Source organism: Ulvibacterium sp., from assembly GCF_965248315.1.
GTDB lineage: Bacteria > Bacteroidota > Bacteroidia > Flavobacteriales > Flavobacteriaceae > Ulvibacterium.
Genome location: NZ_CBDFIX010000002.1, coordinates 145,308 through 171,379 on the forward strand (window position 1 = coordinate 145,308; position 26,072 = coordinate 171,379).

21 protein-coding genes and 1 tRNA gene are annotated in these 26,072 nt (G+C 40.7%); 11 read left to right on the forward strand and 11 right to left on the reverse strand.

What is annotated here, in order from left to right:
* Positions 1-3 precede the first annotated feature (3 nt).
* The gene (locus ACP2AF_RS02155) at positions 4-1,320 is read left to right on the forward strand and encodes a hydroxymethylglutaryl-CoA reductase, degradative (RefSeq protein WP_425234600.1); all 1,317 of its coding nucleotides are present in this window, start codon (positions 4-6) and stop codon (positions 1,318-1,320) included.
* On the forward strand, positions 1,317-2,240 hold the full coding sequence (locus ACP2AF_RS02160; RefSeq protein ID WP_425234601.1) for a GYDIA family GHMP kinase: 924 nt from the start codon (positions 1,317-1,319) through the stop codon (positions 2,238-2,240). Before ACP2AF_RS02155 ends, ACP2AF_RS02160 begins: the two co-directional genes overlap by 4 nt.
* A 76-nt stretch (positions 2,241-2,316) precedes the next feature.
* Here ACP2AF_RS02160 and ACP2AF_RS02165 read toward each other — a convergent pair whose 3' ends face one another.
* The 7 genes from ACP2AF_RS02165 to ACP2AF_RS02195 form a co-directional block, all read right to left on the reverse strand.
* On the reverse strand, positions 2,317-4,434 hold the full coding sequence (locus ACP2AF_RS02165) for a peptidylprolyl isomerase (protein WP_425234602.1): 2,118 nt from the start codon (positions 4,432-4,434) through the stop codon (positions 2,317-2,319).
* A 127-nt stretch (positions 4,435-4,561) separates the two neighbouring features.
* Entirely contained in the window at positions 4,562-5,791 is a 1,230-nt protein-coding gene (locus tag ACP2AF_RS02170) for a hemolysin family protein (RefSeq protein ID WP_425238000.1), read from the reverse strand.
* Between the two features lie 62 nt (positions 5,792-5,853).
* Positions 5,854-6,057, reverse strand: coding sequence for a hypothetical protein (locus tag ACP2AF_RS02175; protein ID WP_425234603.1), 204 nt, complete (start codon positions 6,055-6,057; stop codon positions 5,854-5,856).
* Positions 6,054-6,659, reverse strand: a complete 606-nt coding sequence (gene lptC / locus ACP2AF_RS02180; RefSeq protein ID WP_425234604.1) for an LPS export ABC transporter periplasmic protein LptC — start codon at positions 6,657-6,659, stop codon at positions 6,054-6,056. The genes ACP2AF_RS02175 and lptC overlap by 4 nt, the downstream gene beginning before the upstream one ends.
* Before the next feature lies 1 nt (position 6,660).
* Positions 6,661-8,031, reverse strand: coding sequence for a tetratricopeptide repeat protein (locus ACP2AF_RS02185; protein WP_425234605.1), 1,371 nt, complete (start codon positions 8,029-8,031; stop codon positions 6,661-6,663).
* A 41-nt stretch (positions 8,032-8,072) separates the two neighbouring features.
* Positions 8,073-9,362, reverse strand: a complete 1,290-nt coding sequence (locus tag ACP2AF_RS02190; RefSeq protein WP_425234606.1) for a hypothetical protein — start codon at positions 9,360-9,362, stop codon at positions 8,073-8,075.
* Positions 9,363-10,091, reverse strand: coding sequence for a type III pantothenate kinase (locus ACP2AF_RS02195; RefSeq protein ID WP_425234607.1), 729 nt, complete (start codon positions 10,089-10,091; stop codon positions 9,363-9,365). It abuts the gene before it with no gap.
* 164 nt (positions 10,092-10,255) lie between these two features.
* On the opposite strand from ACP2AF_RS02195, the gene ACP2AF_RS02200 reads away from it, so the two are divergent.
* The 3 genes from ACP2AF_RS02200 to ACP2AF_RS02210 all read left to right on the forward strand — a co-directional run bounded on the left by ACP2AF_RS02200 (position 10,256) and on the right by ACP2AF_RS02210 (position 12,287).
* Positions 10,256-10,328, forward strand: a tRNA-Phe gene (locus ACP2AF_RS02200).
* A 260-nt stretch (positions 10,329-10,588) separates the two neighbouring features.
* On the forward strand, positions 10,589-11,380 hold the full coding sequence (locus ACP2AF_RS02205; RefSeq protein WP_425234608.1) for a hypothetical protein: 792 nt from the start codon (positions 10,589-10,591) through the stop codon (positions 11,378-11,380).
* A 736-nt stretch (positions 11,381-12,116) separates the two neighbouring features.
* Entirely contained in the window at positions 12,117-12,287 is a 171-nt protein-coding gene (locus ACP2AF_RS02210) for a DUF6747 family protein (RefSeq protein ID WP_425234609.1), read from the forward strand.
* A 177-nt stretch (positions 12,288-12,464) separates the two neighbouring features.
* Here the strand turns inward: ACP2AF_RS02210 and ACP2AF_RS02215 are convergent, their stop codons facing one another.
* Positions 12,465-13,700, reverse strand: coding sequence for a mandelate racemase/muconate lactonizing enzyme family protein (locus ACP2AF_RS02215; protein WP_425234610.1), 1,236 nt, complete (start codon positions 13,698-13,700; stop codon positions 12,465-12,467).
* 148 nt (positions 13,701-13,848) lie between these two features.
* On the opposite strand from ACP2AF_RS02215, the gene ACP2AF_RS02220 reads away from it, so the two are divergent.
* From ACP2AF_RS02220 to ACP2AF_RS02230, 3 genes are read left to right on the forward strand one after another with little or no spacing between them, the layout of a single operon-like run.
* Complete coding sequence (locus ACP2AF_RS02220; RefSeq protein WP_425234611.1) at positions 13,849-14,820, forward strand: phosphotransferase; 972 nt, start codon at positions 13,849-13,851, stop codon at positions 14,818-14,820.
* Positions 14,817-16,103, forward strand: coding sequence for an ADP-ribosylglycohydrolase family protein (locus ACP2AF_RS02225; RefSeq protein ID WP_425234612.1), 1,287 nt, complete (start codon positions 14,817-14,819; stop codon positions 16,101-16,103). Before ACP2AF_RS02220 ends, ACP2AF_RS02225 begins: the two co-directional genes overlap by 4 nt.
* 22 nt (positions 16,104-16,125) lie before the next feature.
* Complete coding sequence (locus tag ACP2AF_RS02230; RefSeq protein ID WP_425234613.1) at positions 16,126-17,493, forward strand: D-arabinono-1,4-lactone oxidase; 1,368 nt, start codon at positions 16,126-16,128, stop codon at positions 17,491-17,493.
* A gap of 46 nt (positions 17,494-17,539) precedes the next feature.
* On the opposite strand, the gene ACP2AF_RS02235 is transcribed toward ACP2AF_RS02230, so the two are convergent.
* A complete protein-coding gene (locus ACP2AF_RS02235) occupies positions 17,540-18,427 on the reverse strand; it encodes a hypothetical protein (RefSeq protein ID WP_425234614.1) in 888 nt (295 codons plus the stop codon).
* A 404-nt stretch (positions 18,428-18,831) separates the two neighbouring features.
* Between ACP2AF_RS02235 and ACP2AF_RS02240 the strand changes: the two genes are divergently transcribed.
* A complete protein-coding gene (locus tag ACP2AF_RS02240; RefSeq protein WP_425234615.1) occupies positions 18,832-21,207 on the forward strand; it encodes a c-type cytochrome in 2,376 nt (791 codons plus the stop codon).
* Between the two features lie 359 nt (positions 21,208-21,566).
* On the opposite strand, the gene ACP2AF_RS02245 is transcribed toward ACP2AF_RS02240, so the two are convergent.
* Positions 21,567-22,562 (reverse strand): LysR substrate-binding domain-containing protein, encoded by a 996-nt coding sequence (locus tag ACP2AF_RS02245; protein ID WP_425234616.1) that lies wholly within the window; start codon positions 22,560-22,562, stop codon positions 21,567-21,569.
* An 80-nt stretch (positions 22,563-22,642) separates the two neighbouring features.
* On the opposite strand from ACP2AF_RS02245, the gene ACP2AF_RS02250 reads away from it, so the two are divergent.
* Complete coding sequence (locus ACP2AF_RS02250) at positions 22,643-23,671, forward strand: alpha/beta hydrolase (RefSeq protein WP_425234617.1); 1,029 nt, start codon at positions 22,643-22,645, stop codon at positions 23,669-23,671.
* 269 nt (positions 23,672-23,940) lie between these two features.
* Here the strand turns inward: ACP2AF_RS02250 and ACP2AF_RS02255 are convergent, their stop codons facing one another.
* On the reverse strand, positions 23,941-25,500 hold the full coding sequence (locus ACP2AF_RS02255; RefSeq protein WP_425234618.1) for a glycoside hydrolase family 32 protein: 1,560 nt from the start codon (positions 25,498-25,500) through the stop codon (positions 23,941-23,943).
* Positions 25,501-25,576: 76 nt separating this feature from the next.
* On the opposite strand from ACP2AF_RS02255, the gene ACP2AF_RS02260 reads away from it, so the two are divergent.
* Positions 25,577-26,071, forward strand: a complete 495-nt coding sequence (locus tag ACP2AF_RS02260; RefSeq protein ID WP_425234619.1) for a rhodanese-like domain-containing protein — start codon at positions 25,577-25,579, stop codon at positions 26,069-26,071.
* Position 26,072: the final 1 nt, after the last annotated feature.

Below are 26,072 nucleotides of genomic sequence, written 5' to 3' on the forward strand. Positions count from 1 at the left end.
TTTATGAATACTGTAATAGAGGGATTCTCCAAACTTACCAAGGAAGAAAAAATAGATTGGCTAACAAGGAATTATACCAAAAACCCAGAATCGTCCAAAAAAGTTTTAAAACAATATTGGAATACAGAATCCAAGATACAGAAGCTACATGACGAATTTATAGAAAACACCATAACCAATTATTACCTCCCTTTTGGCATTGCCCCCAATTTTTTGATCAACGGCAGATTATATGCCATTCCTATGGCCATTGAAGAGAGCTCGGTGGTTGCCGCCGCAAGTAAGGCCGCAAAATTTTGGTTGGAAAAAGGAGGGTTTAAGGCCCAGGTTTTGGGCATGGAAAAAATTGGACAAGTCCATTTTATATATAGGGGCAACCGTCAAAATTTGGAAAAGTACTTTGAGTACGTAAGACCAAAGCTCGTTTCAGCAGCAAAACCGATTACCCAAAATATGGAAAGACGAGGTGGTGGTATTTCCAAAATTGAGTTAAAGGACAAGACTAAAGTATTGGAAAATTATTACCAGCTTCATTGTACCTTCCAGACTCTAGATGCCATGGGGGCAAACTTTATCAATTCTTGCCTGGAAGAATTTGCCAAAGTCTTCAAAGTAGAGGCGCATAATTTTTCTTTGTTTCCCGAAAATGAAAGGGAAATCGATGTGGTCATGAGTATTCTATCCAATTATGTTCCCGATTGTTTAGTTAGGGCAGAAGTCAGTTGTCCCATTAAGGCCTTGGAAACCGGTGAATCGATAGCCCCATATGAATTTGCAGAAAAAATGGTACAAGCCGTTGAGATAGCAAAAATTGAGCCTTACCGTGCGGTTACCCATAACAAGGGTATAATGAATGGTGTGGACGCCGTGGTCCTGGCCACGGGCAACGATTTTAGGGCTATTGAGGCCGGCGTTCATGCCTATGCCGGTAAAGATGGGCAGTATTCCGGTCTTACCCGTGCGGCCATAGAAAAAGGTGTTTTTAAATTTTGGATGGAAATTCCTTTGGCATTAGGCACCGTAGGTGGGCTCACCAATTTACATCCATTGGTTAAGTTGTCCTTGGAAATTTTACAGAACCCTACTGCAAAAGAGTTGATGCAAATTGTTGCCGCAGCAGGACTTGCCCAGAATTTTGCCGCCCTGCGTTCCCTAGTGACCACGGGTATACAACAAGGTCATATGAAGATGCATCTTATGAATATTTTAAACCAAATGGGTGCAACGGAAGAGGATAAGAAGGTTTTGGCTGGTTATTTTAAGACACGTACCGTTACCCACAGTACAGTAAAAGAAGCTCTTGAGCAGTTGAGAAAATGATGGCAAAACAGTTTTACAGCAATGGAAAACTTTTGCTCACCGGGGAGTATGCCGTTTTGGATGGAGCAACAAGCCTTGCCATACCTACCCGATATGGGCAGTCGTTAAACGTTAAAGAAATTGAATCCCCCAAATTGCTATGGAAAAGTCTGGACGATAAAGGGGCAACCTGGTTTGAAATGGGAATGGACATCCCATCATGGGGAATGCAATACGAACTTTCCGCAAAAAAATCCTTAAAGGACACTTTGTTGAAAATTTTGTCTATGGCCAAAGCCCTAAACCCAAAGTTCATGGATGGGTCCCGGGGATATAAAATTGAAACCAAACTCGATTTTCCCAGAAATTGGGGATTAGGCTCTTCTTCCACATTGATCAACAATATAGCGCAATGGGCCGGTGTGGATCCTTATCAATTACTTTGGAAAACCTTTACCGGAAGTGGTTATGATATTGCCTGTGCCCAGTTTGATCATCCCATTTTATATCAGCTCAATGATCAAAAACCCTATGTTCAAAAGGTACATTTTGATCCCCCTTTTAAACAACATCTTTTTTTCATCTATCAAAACAGAAAACAGGATAGCAGGGAAGGTATTGCTCAATATCGTAAAACTGATATAAACACCTCCTATTTTGTGCATCAGGTTACTGGTATTACAAAAAGAATAATAGCCTCCAAAAGTCAATCTGAATTTAATGACCTGATTACCGAACATGAAAATCTCTTGGCCACGACCTTAAATCTGGTTCCAGTACAGAAATCAGTATTCCCCGATTTTATTGGAGCCATAAAGAGTCTGGGAGCTTGGGGCGGTGATTTTGTTTTGGCCTCAGGCAATGAAGATACGGTATCCTATTTTAAGGAAAAAGGATATGACACGGTTATCCCATATTCAGAAATGGTGCTTCAACCATAGAAGAAAAGCTAAAAAAATAAGGCTAGGTCCGCATACTTGATCAACGGATTGGATAAGTTAGAATAAACACGGTGTCTCAATAAAAAGTTGCGCGATTATCCTCTATTTCCGATTTTTCCTTTAACGCGTCGTAAACCGCCGTATTTACTTTTCCTGCACTGGAAGACTTAAGCGAGTTGGCATAGGTACTATAGTTCTCGAGCTTTGGGGCAAGGGTTCTTTTGGTTACGGTAATCTTGAAAACCCCACTCTCTCCTTTTATCAAGTCCGAAGTTTGATCCTGATCCATTGCATATGCAGTACCAACTACCACAGGTTCCGCTCCTGCACCAGGAATTGTCGGGGACTTTACCGTCAAAGCCGAGGCATTGGATACCGTAACGTTGTTGTCCTTGGCCAAGTCTTCCATTGATTTTCCAGTATTGGCTCCAATAATCTGGGTAGCCTTTCTATCCTTACGGATTTTCGGCAAAACGCTAGCCGAGGCATCCTCAACGGACATGAGGCCTTCCTTATATGTTCCTGTCAACTGTACTATGGCATAGCCATTATTTACGTTAAAACGTTTAATCTCGCCCACTTCGGTATCTTCATTGAATGCCCATTGAACGATAGCGCGCTGTGCTCCAAGCCCAGGAAGGTTTTCGTCCATAGCCTTTACCCGGTTCACCGGCCGGACCACATAGTCATTTTCCTTGGCCAAGTCCGAAAAAGATTCCTCATTGGCAATAGATTCCATTTCAAATTTGGTTGCATCGGTGAACAGGGTATTGATCGTCTCATCCGAAGGCTCCAATTCACGGGCCAAAGTAGCTATCTGTACAATATCTTGTTTATCATCAATCTTGATGATATGAAATCCAAATTCGGTTTCTACCAAATCTAGTGCGCCAACGGGGTTACCAAAAATAAACGCGTCAAATTCCTCTGCTAACCTTCCCTGTTCAAAATATCCAAGGTCACCTCCTTGAGGGGCGGAGGACCCATCCGAATTGTCCCTGGCGAATGCTGTAAAACTACCAATATCTGCTTTTACCTTCTTGAAGAGGTCATTCGCCTTTTTTTCCGCCTCCTCCTTTGTTCTTGTTATTTCGGGATTTGCCCTTGTTGCACCCTTATAGGCGATTAAAATATGGCTTGACTTTACAGATCCGTTCGGCTTACGATCTACCATTTTGGAAACCTTGTAGAAATCCCCATCCTTATATGGGCCAAAGATATCGCCTGTGTTCAATGCCATTAAACTGTCCGCAAATGAGGCAGGGAGGTTTTTTCTGGCCTTGTAAATGGTATCAAACTTTACATCCGAATTACGATCCAAGAAAGCGGTGATATCTGTGGCATTCCGTAAACCGGAGATAGTGTCCATTACATCTCTTTCTTCCGAATACTCCACAGTGTCCCCTATCAATTTTGAAATCTCATCCTTTACCGTGTTCTCATCATCCAATGAAGGTTTCTCCTCAAAATACACGAACTGGATATCCCGGGTACTTTCCTGCTTAAATTCTTCTTGATGATCATTAATATAGGCCGCAATCTCCGCTTTGGTTACGGTAAGAGAGCTATCTGGAATAGAGGAATAGGGTATTCTAACATATTTGATGTCAATTTTATCATTGGCCAATTTATAATCCAACTCCCCTTCCTTTAAAGTGGCACCTATGCCGGCCTTTACCAAATTATAGTAGGTCTGCTCCTTGGCCATCTGAATAATGGCCTGTTCCGTCTGTAACCAGCCATCATACTGCAATGGATTGTTCACCTTCCAATCCGCCACGGTTTGCCTAAAACTATTTGGGTCAAAAACTCCGTTCTCATTTTGGAATTCCGGATTTTGGGCGTATCCGGTAGTTCTAATAAAATCAAAAATTTGATCTTGTTCGATTCCCACACCCAAATCCTCAAATTGCTGCTCTAGAATGGTATTCTTTACAATACGATCCCATACCCGGTTTACATTTTGTAAGGTAGATGAGGCCGGTGGGGCATTTCTTGTAGCAGTTTCCAATTGTTGTGTAAATGCATCCCGAGATATCTCCTCACCATTGATCTCACCAACTGCGGAACCCACTTTTCCTCCCCCAAGGTCGCCACTGGTAAACACACCTGAAATTACAAATGCAAAAAGAGCGAGTCCTATGATCAAAATTAAAACGGTGGTACGTTTTCTTATATTCTCCAAAATTGCCATGGTACGGAATGTTTAAAATCCAGTGCGCGAAATTAGTGTTTTCTTTTTATCTGTTCAAATTTTAGAATGTTAATCGGGTTAACATTTCCAAGGGCAAAATACTAAAAGCCTGTTATTTAATCCCCATTTAGTCGTTCTCTAGAATCTCTAGGATAACCAAGTCTATTTTAGTGCTGGATACCTCCAAAATGGTGAATAAAAAGTTTTCAATTTTTATTTGGGAGTCCTGTTCGGGAATTTCCCCGGTGTTGTTCATAATAAGTCCCCCCAGGGTCTCATATTCATCGGTTTCCGGAAGCTCCAATTTGTAGTTTTCGTTGATGTAATCCACTTCCAGCCGTGCAGAAAACTTATAAATCGTATCCTCAATTTGCTCCTCGTGTAAATCGGTGGAATCGTGTTCATCTTCTATTTCGCCAAAAAGCTCCTCCACAATGTCCTCTACAGTCATTATCCCCGAGGTTCCTCCATATTCGTCCAAAACGACCGCCATACTTTTCCGTTTCTTGGTAAGTACGTTCAAAATATCATGTATGAGCATGGTTTCCGGAACAAATTCCACAGGCAAAAGGATACTCTTAATGGTCTTAGGTTTCTTAAAGAGTTCATAGGAATGTACATAGCCGATGATATTGTCTATGGTATCCTTGTAGACCAAGATTTTGGAATAGCCGGTCTCCGTAAAAAGTTTGGCTAGATTTTTAGGGGTCTCATGTAGCTCAACGGCCATAATCTCAGTTCTGGGTACCATTACCTCCCGAGCCTTAACTTCAGAAAATTCCAATGCATTTTGAAAAATCTGTATTTCGGAATCAATAATATCCTCTTCCTCCACGGTTTCCATTTGTTCGGTAATATAGTCTCCCAGTTCTATTTTGCTAAAGGCCAATTGTACCTCATCACCATCCGTCCTAAAAAAGGTCTTTAGGATAAAGTCGGAAACCTTCATTACAAATTCGGAAAGTATAGAAAACAGAACATAAAACATATAGGCCGGTAGCGCCAAAAATTTTAGCAGTGTGTTGGCGTAGATCTGAAAAAGCACTTTAGGCAGAAATTCAGCGGTAATCAATATAATAAGGGTAGAAATTACAGTCTGGGTAAACAAACTGAAATCCGTAAGCATGGCATGGACCAGAGCGTTGGACGAGGGCAGTATTTTTAAAAACCAGTTCATAAGGAGCTCTCCCATGTAGAGTCCATATACCACCAAGGCAATATTATTGCCAATTAGCATTGTAGCAATAAACTTGGAAGGCTTTTTAGTAAGTCGGGTAAGTATTTTTGCCAAGAGGCCTTCCTGCTTTTTTTCTATCTCGATATGAATCTTATTGGCAGAAACAAAGGCTATCTCCATTCCGGAAAAAAAAGCGGAAAATACCAAGGAAAGCGAAATAATAACGATTGCAGTCTCCAAAGTTAATTTTGATTATCGCGATTCCGTCTCTCAAACTTTTTCCGATAATTCCTACGGAAAAAGAACATGCCAATGGACACGATTGCGAAAAAGACAAACAAGTAGGCATTTTGCCTATCCATGTTCCAATCCGTATAAATCCTATAAATAGAAAAAAGCGCTACAGCCACATACAAATACTCCGTATACCTCAGTATTTTGATCATTTTAACTCTTCTTTTATCATCATTAGTCCGTAAGTCTTGTGGGCTTTGAAAAAACTAAGGTTCCTATTAAAATCCATGCCTTCGCCGTCCATAACAGTGCCATCTTCGGGATTGGTATAGGTAAATTCGCCTTGGGTAAAAATCCACTCGTTATTTTGGTCATAATACAACTGAGGTGCCTCCAGTCGCTTCCCATCATGGGTTTCTATAACCACATTCCCTTGTAAATCTATTAAATTGGTCAAGGAATACATAATTCCATAGTCTGCCTTCACCACACTTTTTTGCGAATCTTTATCATAAACATCCAGTACAAGTCCATTGGGGAAAGTGCGATAGGGGAATCTAAGATTTTGAAAATCCTCACTGACCGGACTGGTCAACACAGCAATCACCTTTGTGGATTTTAGGTCTTGAGTCCCCAATTCATCCACTGTTTCCGTATACGTCAAGACAAAATTATTGGCAATACCTTGTGGAAAAATCTTTTTCCCGGCCTCCTCTCCAACCCTTTTGTAGTTATCCGTACAGGCAAAAAAAAGCATTGCCGCGGAAAGAACCACGGCAATGTTAATAAATATATTCTTTATGGAACTTGCCATTCTACAAGTTGGGCACCGTGACGCTACCGCCTACCCAACAACTGAAGGAAACCTTTTTTCCGGCCATACCTGCCTGAAAGATATCTGTTTTTGTTGGGGCCTTTGCGGAATAACTGGCCGCGGACTTACTTGCCCTTCCACTAAGAGAGGGGTCCACCCTACCTGCCTTACGGGACATGTCAGCCGCCTTCCAATAGATGGCACGCTTTTCAAATGGGGTACTTCCGCAATTGTTGGCACTGGTTGCATAAAGGTTTGCAATCAGCAAATAGGCTTTTCCGTTGGCCGGATTCGCATTGATTGCCTTTTGCGCATAATTTCTTGCCGTGGACTTGCTGGTCTTTCTATAGCTTGTAGCAATCTTATAAGCAATATTGGACTTTTTATAAGGATCCGTTTCCAATTCCAAGGCTTTGTTAAAATCGGCAATGGCACCTTTGGTATCCCCTGCCTTTTTCTTTAAGGTTCCGCCGTAGACATAGGCATCCGCTGATGGGTCAAGAGCCAACTGGGCCTCGAAAAGCTTTTGAAACATGGGGTCATCCGTACATTCCTTGTTGAACATCCTTCCCACTGCACGTTTTACCCAATTTACATCACCCTTTTTTGAGTCAAAGCTCTTTTCGTACAAGGGTATCAAGTTTTTACAATCGGCCAATGCTCCCAATTTTGTATCTATACTTCCGGCTATTTTTCCAAAAGATGTAGAGTTTGTAGTGGCCACTTTAAGTCGTTTTTTTTCCTTTGATGTAAGGGTACCCAAGGAATCTTTAGGCAATAATTTTGAAATAATATCGGTCAATTTTTTATTCTCCTCCTGTATTTTTTCAGTAATATCATCATATTCATCAAAAACCTGCTGTAAATCGGCCTTCCCGTCATTGTGAAGATCCACAAGGCTGGAAAAATCTAAATACAAAGCTTTTGGATTTCTAAAATTATCCCTATCCTCTTCAAATGCCTGATGCAATTGATCATATATTTCCTGATCCGAAATCATTTTGTTATCATATTTCAACAACACCTTGTCAATTACAACTTCCGCCTTTTTGGCTTTCTTTGGAAAATACTTTAAGCTATTGTCATACAGCGTTAAAAGGTCTGTAATGTACCCATCTTTTTCCGCTCCTGAGGACTTTTTCACCTTATCCTTGAGTATTCGCTCTCCATAAGCAAAGTTGGCCCAATTAACATCGGGGCAATTATCATAGACCATTTTCCAAGGTGTATAGGCAGCATCATAATTCTTGACCTTTGCATGTTCTACATATATAGAAAGATTGGTCATACATTCCTGATTCTGGGCCTGAGCATTACTTACCCCCATATACCCTGCTAGCATTAGCACTGTGAAGTAAATTTTCGTTTTCATCTTGATTCTTTGTTTAACGGGGGTAATGTACTAAATTTTTATCAATTTATTTTCCTTTTTTGGAACCATAAATCGTTTAAGGACAGTCCCACATTGATTTTAAAATAACTTTCTTCTATCAAATTGGCCGAGGTTGTTCCTCTTCTTCCAAGTTCAAAACCTAGATTTAGGTTCGAGAAACTACGTCCAAGAGGTAGTCCTAATCCAAAAGTTATGCCAAAATTATTAATCTCGGTATCGTTGACCACCATACCGGTCTTTTCATATCGAATACCGGCCCTATACGTAATCCTCTTTAAATAGCCTTGAAAAGAATCATAATCCGGAATAAAATAGCCTCCAAAAGCGAAGAAGCTTGCATCTTGATATTCCAGGTTTGCAACATCCAAAAAATCGTTGGTAAAAGAGCTAAGGCTCTGAAACCCATATTCGCCTCCCAGAAACCATTTCATGTTTTCGCCAAAACCGATTCCAAGGGTAGTGGTCGTGGGGATTTTCAAATCCGTATTTCTAAGACCTTGGGCATCCAAGTTTACATCAAGTACTTCAATGTCCTGTCCTGTAATCAAAGAAAAAGAGCCTATTTCCTGATTGTTTTTTGCGGTTAAATTGGCTTGGGTGTTTACCCGGGCCGATGCAAAAAGTGTGTATTTGTCCTTGATTTTTGGCGTGTAATACAAGGCATAGTTGAAATCCATCCCGTTTATTCTGGATGTTCTCCGATCCAAGGTTCCAAATTGAACATCTTCCACGCTTTGGATCCGTTCATTTTCCACCTCACCAAAATTAAAGCTTGCCGTAGCTCCTATGCTCAAATTTTTTGTCAATTCATACCCTACGGATAAATAGACCTTGTTCAAACCGCCTTCTCCCCTAAACTGATTAGTGACCAAAGCTGCATCTGAATTATTCGATTCCGAAACTAAATTGTAACCCACGGATGAGTAGGGCCTTATTCCAAATCCTATCCCAAGTCCTTTTCCCAGTCCAAAGCCTAGGGCAAGATAATCCAAGTTGGATATGGAGGTACTCTGTTCCTCGGTAAAGCTTTTAAGCGTTAGCTCTTTGCGCGATATCCCCGCCGTATAAGTGGTAAGACCCCTTCTATCATTTAAGGTAAGTCCTAATTTGCTATAGCCAGCAGGATTTTGCAGATTTATATGGATACTATCCGCATATACACCAATACCGCCCATCATCTGGTTTTCTACAGTACTTGCCGATCTAAGGTCGCCGATACCGAAATAAGAATAGGGAGAAGCGGTTCCATTCTGTGCATGCAAACCTGCAGTGGCAATGCATACCATTGCAAATACAATTTTTTTGATCATCTAATGCTTGTTGTATTCCAACAAATGGTTAAGCCCTTTTAGGAGAAAATTGGAATCCGCAAATATGGTATTTTTTAGTCGTTTAGACAAAAATTGGGCGTCACCGCCTGTTAAAATAACTGTTAAATCTTCAAAACGTCGGCGATATTGATCGATGACCCCATCTATTTCTACACAAATTCCGTTCACTATACCACTATGTATACTGGTCTCAGTAGAATTTCCGATGAAGTCCAAGGGCTCAAAAGGTTGCAATAAAGGTAGATTGGAGGTTTGTTCATGAACCGCCTTGTATCGCATGCTCAATCCCGGTGAAATGGCCCCGCCCAAATATTCACCGTAGTCGTTCACCATATCATAGGTTACACAAGTGCCTGCATCGATTACCAAGGTATTTCCGTTGTGGTTATGGTAGAATGCGGCGGTGGCCAAAGCCACCCGATCGGCCCCCAGGGTCTGGGGCGTAGCATAGGAGTTCTTAAAAGGCTTTTTAGAGGATGGACTTAATTCATGTACTTCACAAAAAATGCTTAGGACCGCCATAATGGTCTTATCCAACTTTCCCACGTTGGAGATTATGGCATTTGTCATATCCGGATACCGGTCACAAACCTCCTTTATTTGCCTTGCAACATCTTCAGGTTTGGCGTTTTGATGAAAAACAAGGGCCTCCCCGTTAAAAACCGCGAGCTTTGTAAGGGTATTGCCTACATCTACGATTAGGTTCATAATACAAAGATCTGAAAATGGAAAAAACAAATCCCTTTTTTCCCTATTTTATTTGTAGTTCCTAAATTTGAAATTATATTTGCACCCGCCTTTGCCGTAGCAAAAAGCTGGCAAAGTTAGGCAAGCCCTATGGTAGTACCTATGGTCATTTAAATTGAAATACTGGTACCTTAGCTCAGTTGGTAGAGCAACGGACTGAAAATCCGTGTGTCCCTGGTTCGATTCCTGGAGGTACCACTAACCACTCCAATGGTGGCTACAGAAAACGTCTTGTACAAGCAAGGCGTTTTTTTGTGCGTCCATGTAAGAATTAATTATTGATCCATAACTTCCCCTCGGGCATGGCTGGAAGGATAGCAATACCTGAAATGGTTAAAATTTGGATTATTTGATAATGATATAAAAGTGGAACAAGAAGTAAGTTTGACCTATGATTTTACGACTATATTTTAGCCCCAATGGTTACCCACTTTTAAATCAAAACTGATAAAACAGAAATGATCAGGACAACAAAAATCGCGTTGCTAATCTTTTTAGGATTGATTATCTCCTGTACGGATGATAATGGGGAACCTGACGATATGGACAATGCAGACGGGTTCAATGCCAAACTTTTGAAACAGACCACGGCCCCAGGTTTGGGTCAGAACAATTATTTCTACAATGATAGGGACGAACTCATTCTGATAACCAAAATAAATAGTGAAACCTCGCGCGATTCAACTTACCTGGAGTACAATGACGGTGTATTGTCCAGGGTCCTACAAAGAATATATTACCCGATAAACGGTATTGTGAACATAGAGACGATATTCACAAGATTTAACGCTATCAACGCCAGTGGTTCATATAAGGTGTTTGAGGATGGCGGGGCAATACTTCAGGACCTAACATTCGAGTACACATTTTCGGACAATCTGATCAAGACCTCTACATTTTTTAGATCGGATGGTTCAAAGACATTGGAAAAGATCTATGTCCATAACGAAAATGGCAATCTTACCAATTGGGACCAGTTATGGTATCGTGCTGACGGTAGTGTACAGACGGAAAGGCGATATGTGTTTACCGAATGGGATACAAGCGGGCTGGCAACCAAGAGTTTGTTCTATTGGACCTATAACTTGAATATTTTTCAGAACATTTATTTTTCAAAGAACAATTGCCTAAATCTTATCGATGGTGGTGAGACATTGAATTATTCTTTTGAATATGATTCCAATGGAAATGTTACCAAATACAATTCTATAGAAGCAGGGAGATCTATGACCCTGGAATACCACGAATGAGCAATGCCTGGAAGTGGTGATTTGTCCTTTTTATTCATTTTTCTTAATTGCCAAGTATATACCCCTTAAAAGTATCATTGCTATTACAAAAAGGATAATTCCCCATATAAGTACGAGATTGTAAAACTCATCGTCCCTATATAGTTCTTCGATATTTTCGTCGATTTCTAGTTTGAAGGATAAAATCGACATCATTAGCTTTTCCATAGCCTGTTTAAATTATTGAAAATGGGACATGGATGACTAAAACAAGGACGAAAAGAGCATTTATTTGTTGAACCGCCTAGAGAAACCCTCTTGCATACCAGATAGCCCCAAGAAATGGAGAGAAATCTAATTTCCTATGAACAATGCTTCATTGATTTTAGTGGAATCGTTCAAAAAGGTGCGCTTTGCAGTTTCAATACATTTAGCAAAATACACTTGGGATCCAAAGCACGTACTCAATGATATTTAAAGCTTTGAAATGTTTTAAACAATGTTGAAAATAACTTTTGAAATTGGGTTCCCCATTTTGTCTATTCCTTCTAAATATTGGCTAAAACTTCAAAAGAACCCTAAAATTGTGTAATTGACCGAAAGGGCGTTTTTATCGGTTCCCTAGATTAATTTCCAAATTTCCCGACCAAAGGTCTTGCTTTTGCCATTGAACAAATTTTATGATGCATTTCATCGATAAAGTCCATGAAATCGTAACGTATGAAACAACTTTGTAGCGAATCACAAATCTTTAACTATGAAAACATTTTTACTATTACGGGAGATTTATCTCGAAGCATTTAAAAGTTTTGGAAATTACTTGGTAAGAAACTATTTCAAGGCATTTGCCTGGTTCAGTTTTATGTTATTGGTAGTGGTCCTTTATGCATTTGTCTTTAGGGTCTATACAGGTTTTGCCTTTGATTAGACCATATATAAATCGATTTTGGGGAAAATCAATTTTAATAACCAACAAGAGTTCAAAAGAACGATAAGGAAGCAACCAATCGTAGTTTTTGTATTGCTCTGCTTTACCGTATCCATTGCCATATTGCTCTTTTATACTTTTTAAAAAAATCCTTGCCTTTCGGCAAGGATTTTTTTCTTATATCTTTTGGGCCTTTGCCCATATCCCTCTATCATAATGGATACCCATTCCATTACCTTTAAGCAAGGGAAGTACACCCTTATCTGGAATGATTTTAGGGCCAAACCATGACTTCTGTTTTTCAGAGCCTTTTAAGGGGTATTCTTGAAACCCCGTCAATACCGGTGCAACAGTTGCCAATTGGGAAAATGGGGCGAAAAGCGGATCAGCTTTAGGGGAATGGGGTGCAAAACCTTTTTTAAGCGTGTTTGCCATATGCGCAATCTTCAGGGCTCTTACGATTCCCCCATTGTAATACACATCCGGCTGTAGGATGTCATAAACGTTATCTTCACATATGGCCTTAAATTGATGATAACTGGAATCCTGTTCCCCTCCGGCCAATTTCATTGTGGTCAATTCTTTTTTTACCGCAGCATTGGATTTGTAATCCTGCCAATAACAAGGTTCTTCCAAAATCTCTACACCGTAATCCTCCAAAAACCGAATGATCTCTTTTGCCTCGTCTACCGAATACGACCCATTGGCATCCGCATAGATTATAAAATCATCGCCCATGGTTCTACGCACCATAGGGATGAATTTTTGGGTACGCTCCTTATCCCTTGGCGTATTTTTAAGCCGTCCCCCAACTTTCAATTTAACGGCACTGGCCCCGGTAAGTTCCTGATATTTGACTATATTCCGTGTCTCTTCCTCAGCAGAATTACTGCGGGTAAGGCTGGAGAGGTAAATGGGGACTTGCGTCCGCATGGGATGGCCAAGAAAGTGACTTACAGAAACTTTACCTAGGTTTCCCAATAAATCCCAGATAGCTATTTCCAAACTGCCCACACAGTTCCAAAAAGGCATTCCTGTATATTTATAATTACTTTTTACGCGAAGAATTTCATTTACCAAATAAGCCACCTCCCTTGCATCCTTCCCAACAAAGAAAGGTACTACCATATTCTTTAAAAGTGATACCAAATTTTGCATACGGGCATTGCAGATCGTAACCCCCGTTAAACCAGACGTATCGGAAACCTTTAAAACCAAAAGTGACTCAAAACTATAAAGCTGAACCTCCTCTATCGTTACCGGTGATGTTATGGCGTGTTTTACAGATTCTGTAATTTTCTCCTCCAAAGAATTCCCTTCAGCCAAACTTTCAAGGGAGTGGCCATACCATGGTATCCCGCCAACAATGGAAGCGGCGGCAGAGGATTTAAGAAACTTACGTCTAGAGATCATAAAGTTATTCGACAACAGCTATAGAAAATCGAGCACTTAAAACTAGACAATCTTTGAAAAATGGGTGATTCCAATTCAAAAAATTATGGATTTGGGTTCCTAGTAAAACGACTTAATTCTATATTGCAAGGAATAAAAATAAGATGCCTTGTTCAATATAGATAGTGACACCCCCATTCCACAGCTCCAAAATTATCTTCTAGAAAAAGAATGGATAACGCAGGAAGAACATATCCAATCCACTGAAAAACCCGGCGAGGGTAATATGAACGTTGTGCTACGCATCCGTACAAATACACGTTCCTTCATCCTAAAACAATCGCGCCCCTATGTTCAAAAATACCAACAAATAGCGGCCCCCTTAGAACGTATTGAAGTGGAAAGAGACTTTTATGAAACGGTAAAAAGCAGCGCGCTCAATGCCCATATTCCAAAGATTTTAGGATATGATGCGGAAACTTTTGTGATGATCCTGGAGGACTTGGGACATTGTGAGGATATGACCCTAATGTACGCTAAGAAATCCTTTTCCAAGAAAGCGTTGGAAAAACTGGTCTTTATACTAGGTTTGATCCATAAGAAAAGAGTGCCGCCCGATTTCCCAAAAAACTGGGAAATGCGATACTTAAACCATCAACATATTTTTGTACTACCCTTTCTTGAGAACAATGGATTTCAGTTGGATGATGTGCAACCCGGACTGCAGGAGCTTTCCATGTCCTATAAGAAGGATTCCGGGTTAAAAACCTTGGTAGACGGTATTGGCAAACTATATCTTTCCGAAGGGCATACCTTGATCCATGGCGATTACTATCCTGGTAGTTGGATGACCGAAGGTAATAATCTCTATGTAATAGATCCCGAATTCGGGTTTGTAGGATTTGCCGAGTTTGATCTGGGGGTCATGGTCGCCCACCTTATCCTGGCAACCCATAAACCGGGCTATTTGGATACTATATTGGAGAAGTATGAAGGCAAGGCTGAGAGAAGATTGGTATCCCAGGTAGCGGGAATAGAGATAATGCGCCGACTTATTGGATTGGCCCAGTTGCCTTTAGTTCGAAGTATCGAGGAAAAAGAGTATCTTTTACAAATGGCCCATAAAATGATCTTGGTTTGAGAAACGCAGCCTTCGGTCTGATATTAGTTTGTTCGGCTCTCTGTTCTTGCGGAGATCAAGTTTCGCACGTGGATATCCCTGCTCCAAAAAAAGCAACCTACACTTCGGATACCTTGCAACTCTCCAAAGAGGCGTATTATGATAAAGTGCTTGGAGCCTTGGTGGGTTCAGCCATAGGTGATGCCATGGGAGCATCCACTGAAATGTGGTATAGAAAGGCCATCCAATTAAAATATGGATATATTACCGGTCTTACCCCTGCGGTTCGGGTACAATCCCCGGAAGGCACTTGGGAACACAACCTTATGGCCGGGGCTACCACGGACGATACGCGTTGGAAGTATTTTATGGTCAAATATTTTACGGAACACGGTACAGATCTCTCGCCTAAAAACTTTGCCCGCTTCATTACGGATTATTATGAATCCATTACCCATACCTTGGCGGATACGGACGTTCTTTCCCAAACGGACTCCTTGGATGATCGTATTGAAAAAATAGACTGGATCAAGGAATGGGCCCGGGTGGCCATTGCCTATCAAAAAAAACCTGAGGACTATCAAAAAGCCCAAAATCGTTTTTATGGTGGGGAACTATCCTGTGCAGGCCAACTCTACACCCCTATGTTCGGGTTGCTGGCCAAAACCCCGGAAGAAGCCTACACGGTTGCCTATGACCATTCACTTTTTGATTTAGGCTACGCTAAAGACATTTCCGCTTTGGTGTCTGTCCTTACCCACATGGCGCTACGGACCAAAAACATGGATTCCATATTGAATGCTGCAACTTTTGTAGACCCCTATGGATATCAGGATAGTCGGCTAGTAGGGCGTATTTCCTATGGCATTGCAGACGCTTCCATTAAAAATGTATTGGCCATCCTGGAAAAACCATTGGTGGATTCCCTGATTGCCAAGGACTCCATTATTTTCAAGATTCCGGAAGGGTTTCCAGAAACCCAAAAGAAATGGGTACGCCAAGAAATGGTCTACCAGTTTTTGGAAAAGGATGAGCGCGCCATTCCCTTTCATTCCGGGGAAATCTGGCAAATTTTGATTACTGGATTGCAATTCGGAGAAGGGGATTTTGAAAGGACCCTGCAATTTATTGTCAATTATGGAAGGGATAATGATACCGTAGCCGCAGTGGCCGGGATGATCATGGGAGCCAGGGATGGATATACCCATTTGCCCGAAGACTTAAAAGAAGAAGTGCTGCGCGTAAATAGGGAAAATCTCGGTATTGATTTGGAGCTATTGGCCCAGGAAATGGTCGGCGAATAAACAATTCTAACCAAAAATATAGATGAAACGAAAAGATTTTATTCAAACCACGGCATCCTTTGCAGCGGGTACGGTCTTAATGCCAATGGCCTCGTGCAAACCAGAAAAAAAAGAAACTATTGCCAAGATAGTGCAACGTAAGAATTGGGCGGGCAATTACACCTATACCGCACAAAATCTCTTTGAGCCAAAAACAGTTTCCGAGGTTCAGGCATTGGTCAAAAAGCTGGATACACAAAAGGCATTGGGTTCCTGCCACTGCTTTAACAATATTGCTGACAATCCTTTGAACCAAATCTCTACGAAACACCTTACGGGAATAATTGCGCTGGACGAAAATAAAATGACCGTAACCGTAGGTGCAGGTACAAAATATGGTGATATCGCCCCCGAATTGCATGAGAAAGGCTATGCATTACACAACCTGGCCTCCCTCCCCCATATTTCAGTAGCCGGTGCCTGTGCAACGGCCACCCATGGCTCCGGAGTAAAAAATGGAAATTTGGCGACAAGTGTCTCCGCCCTGGAAGTTGTCAACGGAAAAGGTGAGATTCTAAACCTGAGCAGAGAAAATGATGGGGAAATTTTTAATGGCGCCGTGGTACATCTTGGGGCTTTGGGTATTTTAACCAAGATAACGTTGGATATTCAAAAAACGTTTCAGGTACGTCAGGATGTTTTTCAAGAATTGCCCTTACAGTCCCTAAAAGATAATTTTGATGCCATTCTATCCAGCGGGTACAGTGTTAGCCTGTTTACGGATTGGCAAAATGACCTGATCAGCCAAGTTTGGGTCAAAAGAAGAACCGATGAGGAGCTTATTGATCTTGGCGATGATTTTTACGGAGCGAAGGCCGCAACAAGAGACCTTCATCCCATAACCGAACTTTCCGCCGAAAATTGCACCGCCCAAATGGGTGTCCCAGGACCTTGGTATGATCGCCTGCCCCATTTTAAGATGGGCTTTACCCCCAGTAGTGGTGAAGAGCTGCAATCCGAATTTTTTGTTCCCTATGAAAATGCTTTGGAGGCCATATTGACCTTGGAAAAAAAACGGAATGAGATTTATCCCCAATTAATGATTACCGAAATACGGACTATTGCCGCAGATGACCTCTGGATGAGTCCATGTTACCAACAAGATTGTGTTGCCATTCATTTCACTTGGAAACAAAACCCGGAAGAAGTCGGTAAATTGATTACCATGATAGAGGAAGAACTTCAACCCTTTAACGCCCGCCCGCATTGGGGCAAATTGTTTACGGTATCATCCGAAGAGTTGAAGTCGCAGTATCAAAAATTACCCGATTTCGTAAAACTTGCCGAGCAATACGACCCTGAACACAAATTTCGAAATGCTTTTTTAGATCGAAATATATACGGGGGTTAATCCCCGAAACCCCAGGCCATAGCTTAGATGGGCTACAACGATCAAATTAGTTTAAGGGTTCGCATTCCCGATAGGCCTCTACATGAAACCTTACAATATACCGGTTAAAGAAACTATTTTCATTAGGGCTGTTCCTGCTACTTGTAAAAATCAAGAACTTTCCATCCTCGGTTACGAAAGGGCTTCCATCGTATCCCTCCGAGTTGATTCCTCGGCCCAACGATTTGGGATCGCTCCATGTATTTCCCCCTTGATTAAAGGTGATGTACAAGTCGGAAAATCCCATACTATCCTCACGATCGAAGCCCACAAAAATAAGGTACTCCTTATTGGGCGCCACAAAGGCATCCCCCTCAAATTTGTCAACTGAATTTACATTGTCCGGAAGTGCCACTGGTGTATTATATTGCCCATCATCATAGGTCGCGAAATAGATGTTCGAGTTTCGGGTTCCATCAGAGGGCATCAAGGAATAGAAAAGTGTGCCATCCTTGGTCCTCCATGGATACCCTACCCCTGTATCATTGGGAAATACGATTTCCGGATTGCTCCATCCATTCGAAAGTTTATGGGACTGCCATAATTGAAAATGGGTTGTTACACTATCCTTGTCAACACGGTGTGGTAGGTTGGACATAAAAATCAAATGGTCTCCTTGGGCATTCACATAGGGATCAGAATAATTATAAAGGGTATCGAAAGGTATAGGCTCCGGTTTTGAAAAGCGCTTGTCCTTGAACTCTTGATAGACCAATTGTGCACGATGTGGAAGCTGCTGGCAGTAAAATATCTTCCGGTGATCCCGGGTAAAGGCATTGTTCCATTGCATACCATCCACGGAGATATCACCAGGAAACAATTTTACCGGAGCATCCGCATTTTTATATTTGGCCAAAGGGTCTATTTTATCCGTTTCCTGTCCATAGGAATACATAAAAAAAATGAGTGTTAGAGGAAAAATAATGTGCCGGAGGTTTCTATTTACATCTTTCATGACCACAAAATACACATCACTTTCCCTAACCTATTATAACAATTTGTTAAATTTTTAAAAAAAGGATAACGGCCATAACCATTTCCTAAACTGGGCATAAATGCATTTGGGTTAAGAGATCATGGGTGCCAAAATTTTAAAACGACTTCACAAAGCCTTGGTTTTAAGAGACTTTTCCAAAACTAGAACTTAGCACACTTTTAATGTATTTTTATAATTCAAATCGTATTCCCACAAATATTGGTAAAAACAATCATTTTTAGGAAGGCCCTGGTGTAACAAGAATGTAGTAGATTAAGTGATGCGATATATATTATCAGTATGATTGAAATGAATGCATAAGGATGAAATACCATAGCGAAAAGAAAGAGTGGATTACAATTAAGTGTATATTCCTTTTACTGGGATGCATTTTCCTAGTTTCTTGTACTTCTTCCCCTTCCGAGCAAATTCGTAAAAAAGGAAATAGACCCATTGACCCATGGGCGTTACGATCGGTTCTTGATTTGAAGCCAAGAATACTGACCCTGGCATTGGATTCCGAATGCTATTTAGCCTACGATCTGAATGCATGTGGCCTGTACCGTGCCTGGAAAGGTGGGGTCAACTGGGATGGAACGGTCTATACGGAAACAAAGGTAGCGCAGCCTACGAGTTGGGGAAAGGATTACTTTCTAAACCCATCGCTGCAAGAATCCTGGTTATTGGAGCAAAACGGTAGAAAACAGGAAGTCACAACACGATTTCAAGGCTATCGATTTGAAAGCGGACAGATATACCTAAAATACAGACTGACCACGGAAAAGGATACCATTTTTTTAGAGGAGCGACCAGAGTTTATAAGGGATGACCAAGGCAATCCTGGACTGGAAAGGGTATTTACAACGCAAGGCATGGATGGAAACCTATCCATTACTTTGCTTACAAAACCCAAGGCGATCAAGTTGAAAAATAATACCACCACTATTTCTCGAACCTTTTTCAAAAAAATTCCCGATCAAGTAAGGCCAATGGGCCCAAAAAATTCGGAAAATCTAGGGAAATATTGGATGGAACGTTCGGATTGCTTTACGTGTCATGAATGGTCAGAAAATACTGTGGGTCCCGGTTTTCAGCAAATTGCCGAAAAATATAGCGATGATGAAATGGCGGTGGACCTATTAGTAAAGAAAATCAAGGATGGGGGATCAGGAGTCTGGGGCGATGCTGCCATGAATCCACACCCGAATCTTGAGGATTCTAGTTTGAGTGCAATGGTGAACTACATCCTTTCCCTCGATTACAAGGATAGTACAAAAGAGACTTCAAATCAGGAAAAAAAGACTATTGTAAACAAATCTCCTTCAACTGAAACGAAGGCTTTGAGACCGGGTTTTGGGTCGCCTTTAAACCGAGTCCACCCCAGTTATGATCTTCAAACTATCAGTGTGAAGGGAATAGAGTTTAAGGTAGGCGGTCTGGCCTTCTTACCGGACGGAAAATTGTTGGTATCCTCATGGACGCCTCAGGGAGAAGTTTACCTTCTTGAAGGAGTAGAGACGGGCGACAACGACAAAATAAAAATCAAAACCATGGCAAAGGGACTTGCCGAACCATTGGGACTTGCTGTCGTGGAAAATGAAATATTTGTTTTGCAAAAACAAGAGCTCACACAGCTCATTGACCATGATGGAGATGGGATAACGGATGAGTATAAATCCATATGCAATAGCTTCGATGTATCCATGGATTTTCACGAATTCGCTTTTGGGCTTGTATATAAAGATGGTTATTTCTATGCCAATCTTTCTATGCCTATGCGGCTAATGGCCAATGAAAAACCGCTTCCAGATCGCGGAAAGACCCTTAAAATAGCAAGGGACGGAAGCTATGAGGAGGTAATTCATGGGCTTCGTACGCCCAATGGAATAGGCATAGGCAAGGATGAAGAACTGTTTGTTACGGATAATCAGGGACAATGGCTCCCCGGAAATAAATTTATACATGTAAGATCCGGTGATTTCCATGGAATGCGGTGGGGGCTTCCAGACTCGTTACAAAGTTTAAAAATGGTACCTCCCGCCGTATGGTTGCCTCAAAATGAGATTGCCAATTCTCCATCGGAGCCCTCCTTATTATATGACGGACCCTATAAAAACCAAATGATTTTTGGCGATGTAACCCATGGTGGTATCAAAAGAGTTTTTCTTGAGACCGTTAATGGTTCATACCAAGGTGCCGTATTTAGGTTTGCCCAAGGACTAAATGTAGGAATTAACCGGATAAGGAGGGGGCCAGACGGAGCATTGTATGCGGGTGGCGTAGGAATGGGCGGAGGCTGGGGATGGAATGAAACCAGACAAGGTCTCCAAAGATTGAAGTATAACAAGAAGGTTACTTTCGAAATATTGGCGATTAGGTCCAAACCCAATGGATTTGAAATTGAGTTTACGGAACCATTGGCCATTGGACAAGGAGATGCTTCCTCCGACTATTTGGTGGAACAATGGTGGTACAAACCTACAGAGGCCTATGGAGGACCTAAAATGGATCTAGAGGTACTGAAGGCTTCCGAAGTAAAAATAGGTGCCAACAGAAAAAAAGTGCATTTAACGCTTCCAGGACTAAAAAAAGAACATGTAGTTAAATTTAACTTGAACCCGGAACTTCGGAGTATAAATGGCCAGAACCTTTGGTCATCAGAAGCCTGGTATACCTTAAACAACATCCCAAAAAATTAGACCCTGAACTAAAGGGCCTAAAGGAAGTTCAAATTTACTGATAGTACAAGGAAATACACATCCAGATATAGAATCAAATTAGTTTTGGGAAGCTTTGAAAGAATGTCTTGCCGCTTAAAACCGGGTATAAATTTTAAAGGTTGAATTTCGAGGCATCGCTCGCCCCATAAAATATTGGCTTTAAGGGATAAGGAAGAATTGTGCCCGACGGTATAATAGAACCTTTCAGTTACAAAGGTTTAAATTACCCTTTATTCCGAACAACGGATTGATTTTTTGTAGGTGATTTCATCCTCTTAACCAACTTCCGCCGTAATTGCGGTTGGACATCTTTGTCGTACGCAGTTAGAGTTTTTAAATTAGTTGGATATTGATTTTATAAAGTAAGGAGAATCATCCCACCTTATTTTTTTATGTTCAGTTCTTTGCTTTAATTCTTCTGGGAGACAATCATAAACTACTTTACTTATTTTTTTAATCAATAGCTTTTTTGAAAATGTATCGGACGTTACCAAACTTATTTCCCGAACCGGAATAGGAGATTCAAAAGGAAGAGAAGCGGCATTGTTGTGGTTTTTCTCCCCACTTGTCGATAGCCAAGGTAAAATCGCAAATCCGAAGTCTGCTTTTACCATACTTTTTAAGGATTCGATAGAATTGATTTGATAAGAGAACTTAGGTGTAGATTTTGATGACTCTAATTCACAAATATTCAATAGCTGAGAATTATAGCAAAATTCGCTTTCTAGAAGAATTAAATTATTCGCATCATCGCTATCCAGTTTATAATATTCACTTTTGGCCTGTGAGTGTTTTTTATTGAGATAAGCTATAAAGGGTTCTTCGAAGATTGGAAACTCCCTGAGAAATTTTTCTCCCGTTGGGGTTGCCATAATAGCAAGATCCAGTTCACCATTATCAACGTTTTTCACCAAGTCGACGGTAGTTGCTTCCTTTATGATGTAGTGAATGTCCGGAGTAGCTTTTTGTAGTTCACTTAAACATAGCGGTATTAAGTATGGAGATAGGGTAGAAACGATCCCAATTTTAATTGTTCCCTTTAGTTCATTTTTTTTTGAAATTACAAAATCCCTGATCTCGTTGGTTTCCTTTATTACCCTCTTTGCTTTTTCTACTATTTCTTCCCCCAGTTCTGTTGGCTTTAATGGAACTTTGGAACGGTCGAAAATTTTAATTCCAATTTCTTCTTCTAGTTTTTTTAATTGAATAGTTAAGCCAGGCTGACTTACCAAACACTTTTCTGCCGCTTTTGCGAAATGCCTTTCCTCATTCAATGCAATCACGTATTTAAGTTGTTGAATTGTCATGATTATAAATAAAATTAATTGTTTCACAAAATTATTTATTTGATTTATTATGTACAAATTTTCACTTTTGAACCATCAAACGAAGTACAATTCAAAAACAAGAAATCATGAAAACAATTTTTAAACTTTTAATTCTAATTATTATGGGTACAAATGTAAATGCACAAGTGAAGGATTATGCATCAGATCCAAATCTGGATCACGGAACAAAGGAATTTTTGAAAGCTTTGAACACTTCAGGTGGGCCAGCTTTGGAAAGTTTATCAAAGGAAGACGCTCGTCAAGTATTGATCGGAGCACAGGCCTCAGTAGAGGTTGATTTATCAGGAATTGAAGAATCGGAAAAAATAATTAACACTGATGGCTATGAAATCAAACTTAACATTGTAAGACCAGAAAGTGTAAAAGAAGAGCTGCCTGTTTTTATGTTCATACACGGAGGTGGATGGATTTTAGGCGACTACCCAACACACCAGCGCTTGGTTAGAGATTTAGTGGTACGTTCTGGAGCTGTAGCGGTGTTTGTTAACTATACACCATCACCAGAGGCTCAATATCCAGTAGCTATTAATGAAATCTATGCAGCTACTAAATGGGTTTATCAAAATGGTTCTGAGATCAATGTTGATGGAAACAGACTAGCGATCGTTGGAAACAGCGTTGGTGGAAATATGAGTGCTGTTACAGCGCTTAGAGCTAAAGATGATTCTTCTTTGGATATCAAAGCACAAATTCTGCTTTGGCCTGTAACAGACGCTACTTTTTCACAAGAATCTTACAAAGATTATGCAAAAGATAGATTTCTCACTACAAATATTATGAAATGGATGTGGGATCAGTATACTACTGATGCTAAAGAACGTGCTTCAGTTTATGCATCACCCTTGCAAGCAAGAATTGATCAGCTTAAAGGTGTAGCTGCAGCTGTAATAGTGGTAGCCGAAAATGATATATTAAGAGATGAAGCAGAGGCATATGGCAGAAAGCTCGACCAAGCTGGTGTCGAAGTTAGCACGGTTCGCTTTAATGGTACCATTCATGATTTTGGTTTGCTCAATGTTCTCGCGGATCTACCTTCTACGAAGAGCATGTTGGACTTTGCAGGGAATCAAATCAAAAAATATTTAAATCAGTAATAAAAATCTATTTAAATTTTAACTATTTCTTCAAATATGAACTCAGCATTAAGAAATCATGCTGAGTTCAGTTTGTGAAAAAATCTTCTTTAAACCGTTGACGGTGTTACCATGATTATATTTCTTATAAAATTTTGGCCTCCTAGAGTATCCGACGTTTTGACAGAAAAGGTTTTTAATTGTTTACAACAATTCTATATAATAACTAGTAATATATTGCCATTATATCTGCTATCATGGTTATTCAGACTTTAGGAAGAGAAGAATTGCTACCAAACCCCTTTCACCCTGTTTATTTCAAAATTCCGAAATTCCAAAACCTCCTCCGAAGTATTTTCAATATCCAATGAGGTATAAAACTCGCTTGGAAAAACTTGTGCGGTCATCACATGTTGTCCTTTAATGATAAATACCTCAATGGAGGAATGATCCAGTAGGATACGAACCTCAAATGCTTCCTGCGGCAAATGGGCAATGGGCATTTCTTGTACCGTATCCCCAAAATTTTCCTGGAAATCGGTCTTCCCCGATTGGGTACGATCCAACAGAAAAACACCTTTTTCTGAATCCATAGTCAGTACCAATTGTTCGTTTCCATCATTTTTAAAGGCGAGCTTAAAATCCTTGGCAGTAGTCGTAAATTGTACTTCCGCCTGGTTAAAATGGTCAAAGGCAATATTATCTTTTTCTGCAGTTTCTAGTCTTATGGGTTTCCGTATCCCCGCTTCCCCGAGGTTCTCCAGACTATTGGTGGGATAATTAATCAAGCTATACGAATCCCCGATTTTTTGTAGGGATAACTTTCTGGGAACCGTCATGGCACTACGCCATTTTTTCGTGGGCGTATCACGTGCATAGGCCCAATTGCTCATCCAACCGATAAAGATGCGCTCATCGTAAGGCACATTATTATAGGTAATCCCGGCATAGTTATCCGTGCCCCAATCGATCCAGCGACTCTCTTTTTGATCGGAAGTGAAAGCCTTCCCATCAAAATCGCCTATAAAATACTGAGTACCACTACCGCCATTTGGAGCACCAGGATTAATACTAATAAGCAAAACCCATTTCTTCTCATCGGTACCATCCACCTGTAACTGGAATAAATCCGGGCATTCCCAAACTCCCCCATGGGCTCCTTGATCTTTTCCGAATTCACCGGTAAGTTCCCAATCTTTCAAGTTTTTGGATGTATAGAATTTGGCATGGTCTCCGGCCACCAAGGTCATAACCCAACTTTGTAAAGGTTCATACCACATTACCTTGGGGTCGCGAAAGTCTCGGATACCCTCGTTTTCCAATATGGGATTTCCTTTGAACTTTGTCCAATTATCCCCATTATCAAGACTATATGCAATGCCTTGGGTCTGAAAATCATCACGCTCCGCTTTTTCGCCCTTCATATCATGGTAAGTGAAAATAGCCACCAAAGCTGGGTTATTTTCTGAACCAAAACCTGAAGTATTATTCTCGTCCACCACGGCACTCCCAGAAAAAATATAACCAAGTTCATCTGGATACAAGGCTATTGGCTTATGTTTCCAATGTACCAGATCTGTACTAACGGCATGCCCCCAATGCATGGGGCCCCAAACAATATCATCCGGATAATATTGATAAAAAAGATGATAAACACCTTGGTGATAGACCAACCCATTGGGGTCGTTCATCCACATTTCCTTTGGTGAAAAGTGAAATTGAGGTCGGTACGGCTCCGTGTAGTAATCTTTCTTGGCAGTATCTAAAATAGCTTTTTGTTCCTCCACTTTATTTTTACAAGCTTGCAAAGCTATTAAAATAAAGAATAGACCTAATTTTACTTGTTTCATTTTGTTTTAAGATTAGCTGAACAACTTATTGGAGCACCTCTAAAATAGTATCTTTGTCGTATAATTTTTAAGCAGCATGAGATTTCTTTTGGGTGTATTCTTCTTTGTGGCTTTTTCCCAACACACCTTGGGTCAAAGTAAGCTGGACCGTACGCTCAAAAAGTTCAACACGGAAAGTGTACCCTATATATCTTTGAAAGAAGCAGCCCAAAAGGACAATGTCCTATATCTGGATACCCGGAAAAAACAGGAATACAATGTGAGCCGTTTGAAAAATGCCATTTGGGTAGGGTATGAGATGTTCGATGCCCTGGATGTACAGGCAAAAATTCCGGACAAGAATGCTGAAATCGTGGTGTACTGTTCCATTGGCGTACGATCGGAGGATATTGGTGAAAAATTGGTGAAATTGGGGTACCCCAATGTTAAAAACTTGTATGGCGGGATTTTTGAATGGAAAAATAAAGGATATCCCGTTTATGACGACCAAGGAAAAGAAACGGAAAAAGTACATGCCTTTGACGAGCATTGGGGCAAATTATTGAAGGCCGGGGAAAAAGTTTATGATTAAT

Bases quoted from the DNA above. Each gene is read 5' to 3' on its own strand.
- lptC (WP_425234604.1), bottom strand. From the start codon at position 6,659: ATGGCAAGTTCCATAAAGAATATATTTATTAACATTGCCGTGGTTCTT.
- ACP2AF_RS02195 (WP_425234607.1), bottom strand. From the start codon at position 10,091: ATGAACCTAATCGTAGATGTAGGCAATACCCTTACAAAGCTCGCGGTT.
- ACP2AF_RS02260 (WP_425234619.1), top strand. From the start codon at position 25,577: ATGAGATTTCTTTTGGGTGTATTCTTCTTTGTGGCTTTTTCCCAACAC.
- ACP2AF_RS02205 (WP_425234608.1), top strand. From the start codon at position 10,589: ATGATCAGGACAACAAAAATCGCGTTGCTAATCTTTTTAGGATTGATT.
- ACP2AF_RS02210 (WP_425234609.1), top strand. From the start codon at position 12,117: ATGAAAACATTTTTACTATTACGGGAGATTTATCTCGAAGCATTTAAA.
- ACP2AF_RS02190 (WP_425234606.1), bottom strand. From the start codon at position 9,362: ATGATCAAAAAAATTGTATTTGCAATGGTATGCATTGCCACTGCAGGT.
- ACP2AF_RS02160 (WP_425234601.1), top strand. From the start codon at position 1,317: ATGATGGCAAAACAGTTTTACAGCAATGGAAAACTTTTGCTCACCGGG.
- ACP2AF_RS02250 (WP_425234617.1), top strand. From the start codon at position 22,643: ATGAAAACAATTTTTAAACTTTTAATTCTAATTATTATGGGTACAAAT.
- ACP2AF_RS02215 (WP_425234610.1), bottom strand. From the start codon at position 13,700: ATGATCTCTAGACGTAAGTTTCTTAAATCCTCTGCCGCCGCTTCCATT.
- ACP2AF_RS02235 (WP_425234614.1), bottom strand. From the start codon at position 18,427: ATGTATTCCTATGGACAGGAAACGGATAAAATAGACCCTTTGGCCAAA.
- ACP2AF_RS02255 (WP_425234618.1), bottom strand. From the start codon at position 25,500: ATGAAACAAGTAAAATTAGGTCTATTCTTTATTTTAATAGCTTTGCAA.
- ACP2AF_RS02230 (WP_425234613.1), top strand. From the start codon at position 16,126: ATGAAACGAAAAGATTTTATTCAAACCACGGCATCCTTTGCAGCGGGT.
- ACP2AF_RS02175 (WP_425234603.1), bottom strand. From the start codon at position 6,057: ATGATCAAAATACTGAGGTATACGGAGTATTTGTATGTGGCTGTAGCG.
- ACP2AF_RS02170 (WP_425238000.1), bottom strand. From the start codon at position 5,791: ATGGAGATAGCCTTTGTTTCTGCCAATAAGATTCATATCGAGATAGAA.
- ACP2AF_RS02185 (WP_425234605.1), bottom strand. From the start codon at position 8,031: ATGAAAACGAAAATTTACTTCACAGTGCTAATGCTAGCAGGGTATATG.
- ACP2AF_RS02240 (WP_425234615.1), top strand. From the start codon at position 18,832: ATGAAATACCATAGCGAAAAGAAAGAGTGGATTACAATTAAGTGTATA.
- ACP2AF_RS02165 (WP_425234602.1), bottom strand. From the start codon at position 4,434: ATGGCAATTTTGGAGAATATAAGAAAACGTACCACCGTTTTAATTTTG.
- ACP2AF_RS02155 (WP_425234600.1), top strand. From the start codon at position 4: ATGAATACTGTAATAGAGGGATTCTCCAAACTTACCAAGGAAGAAAAA.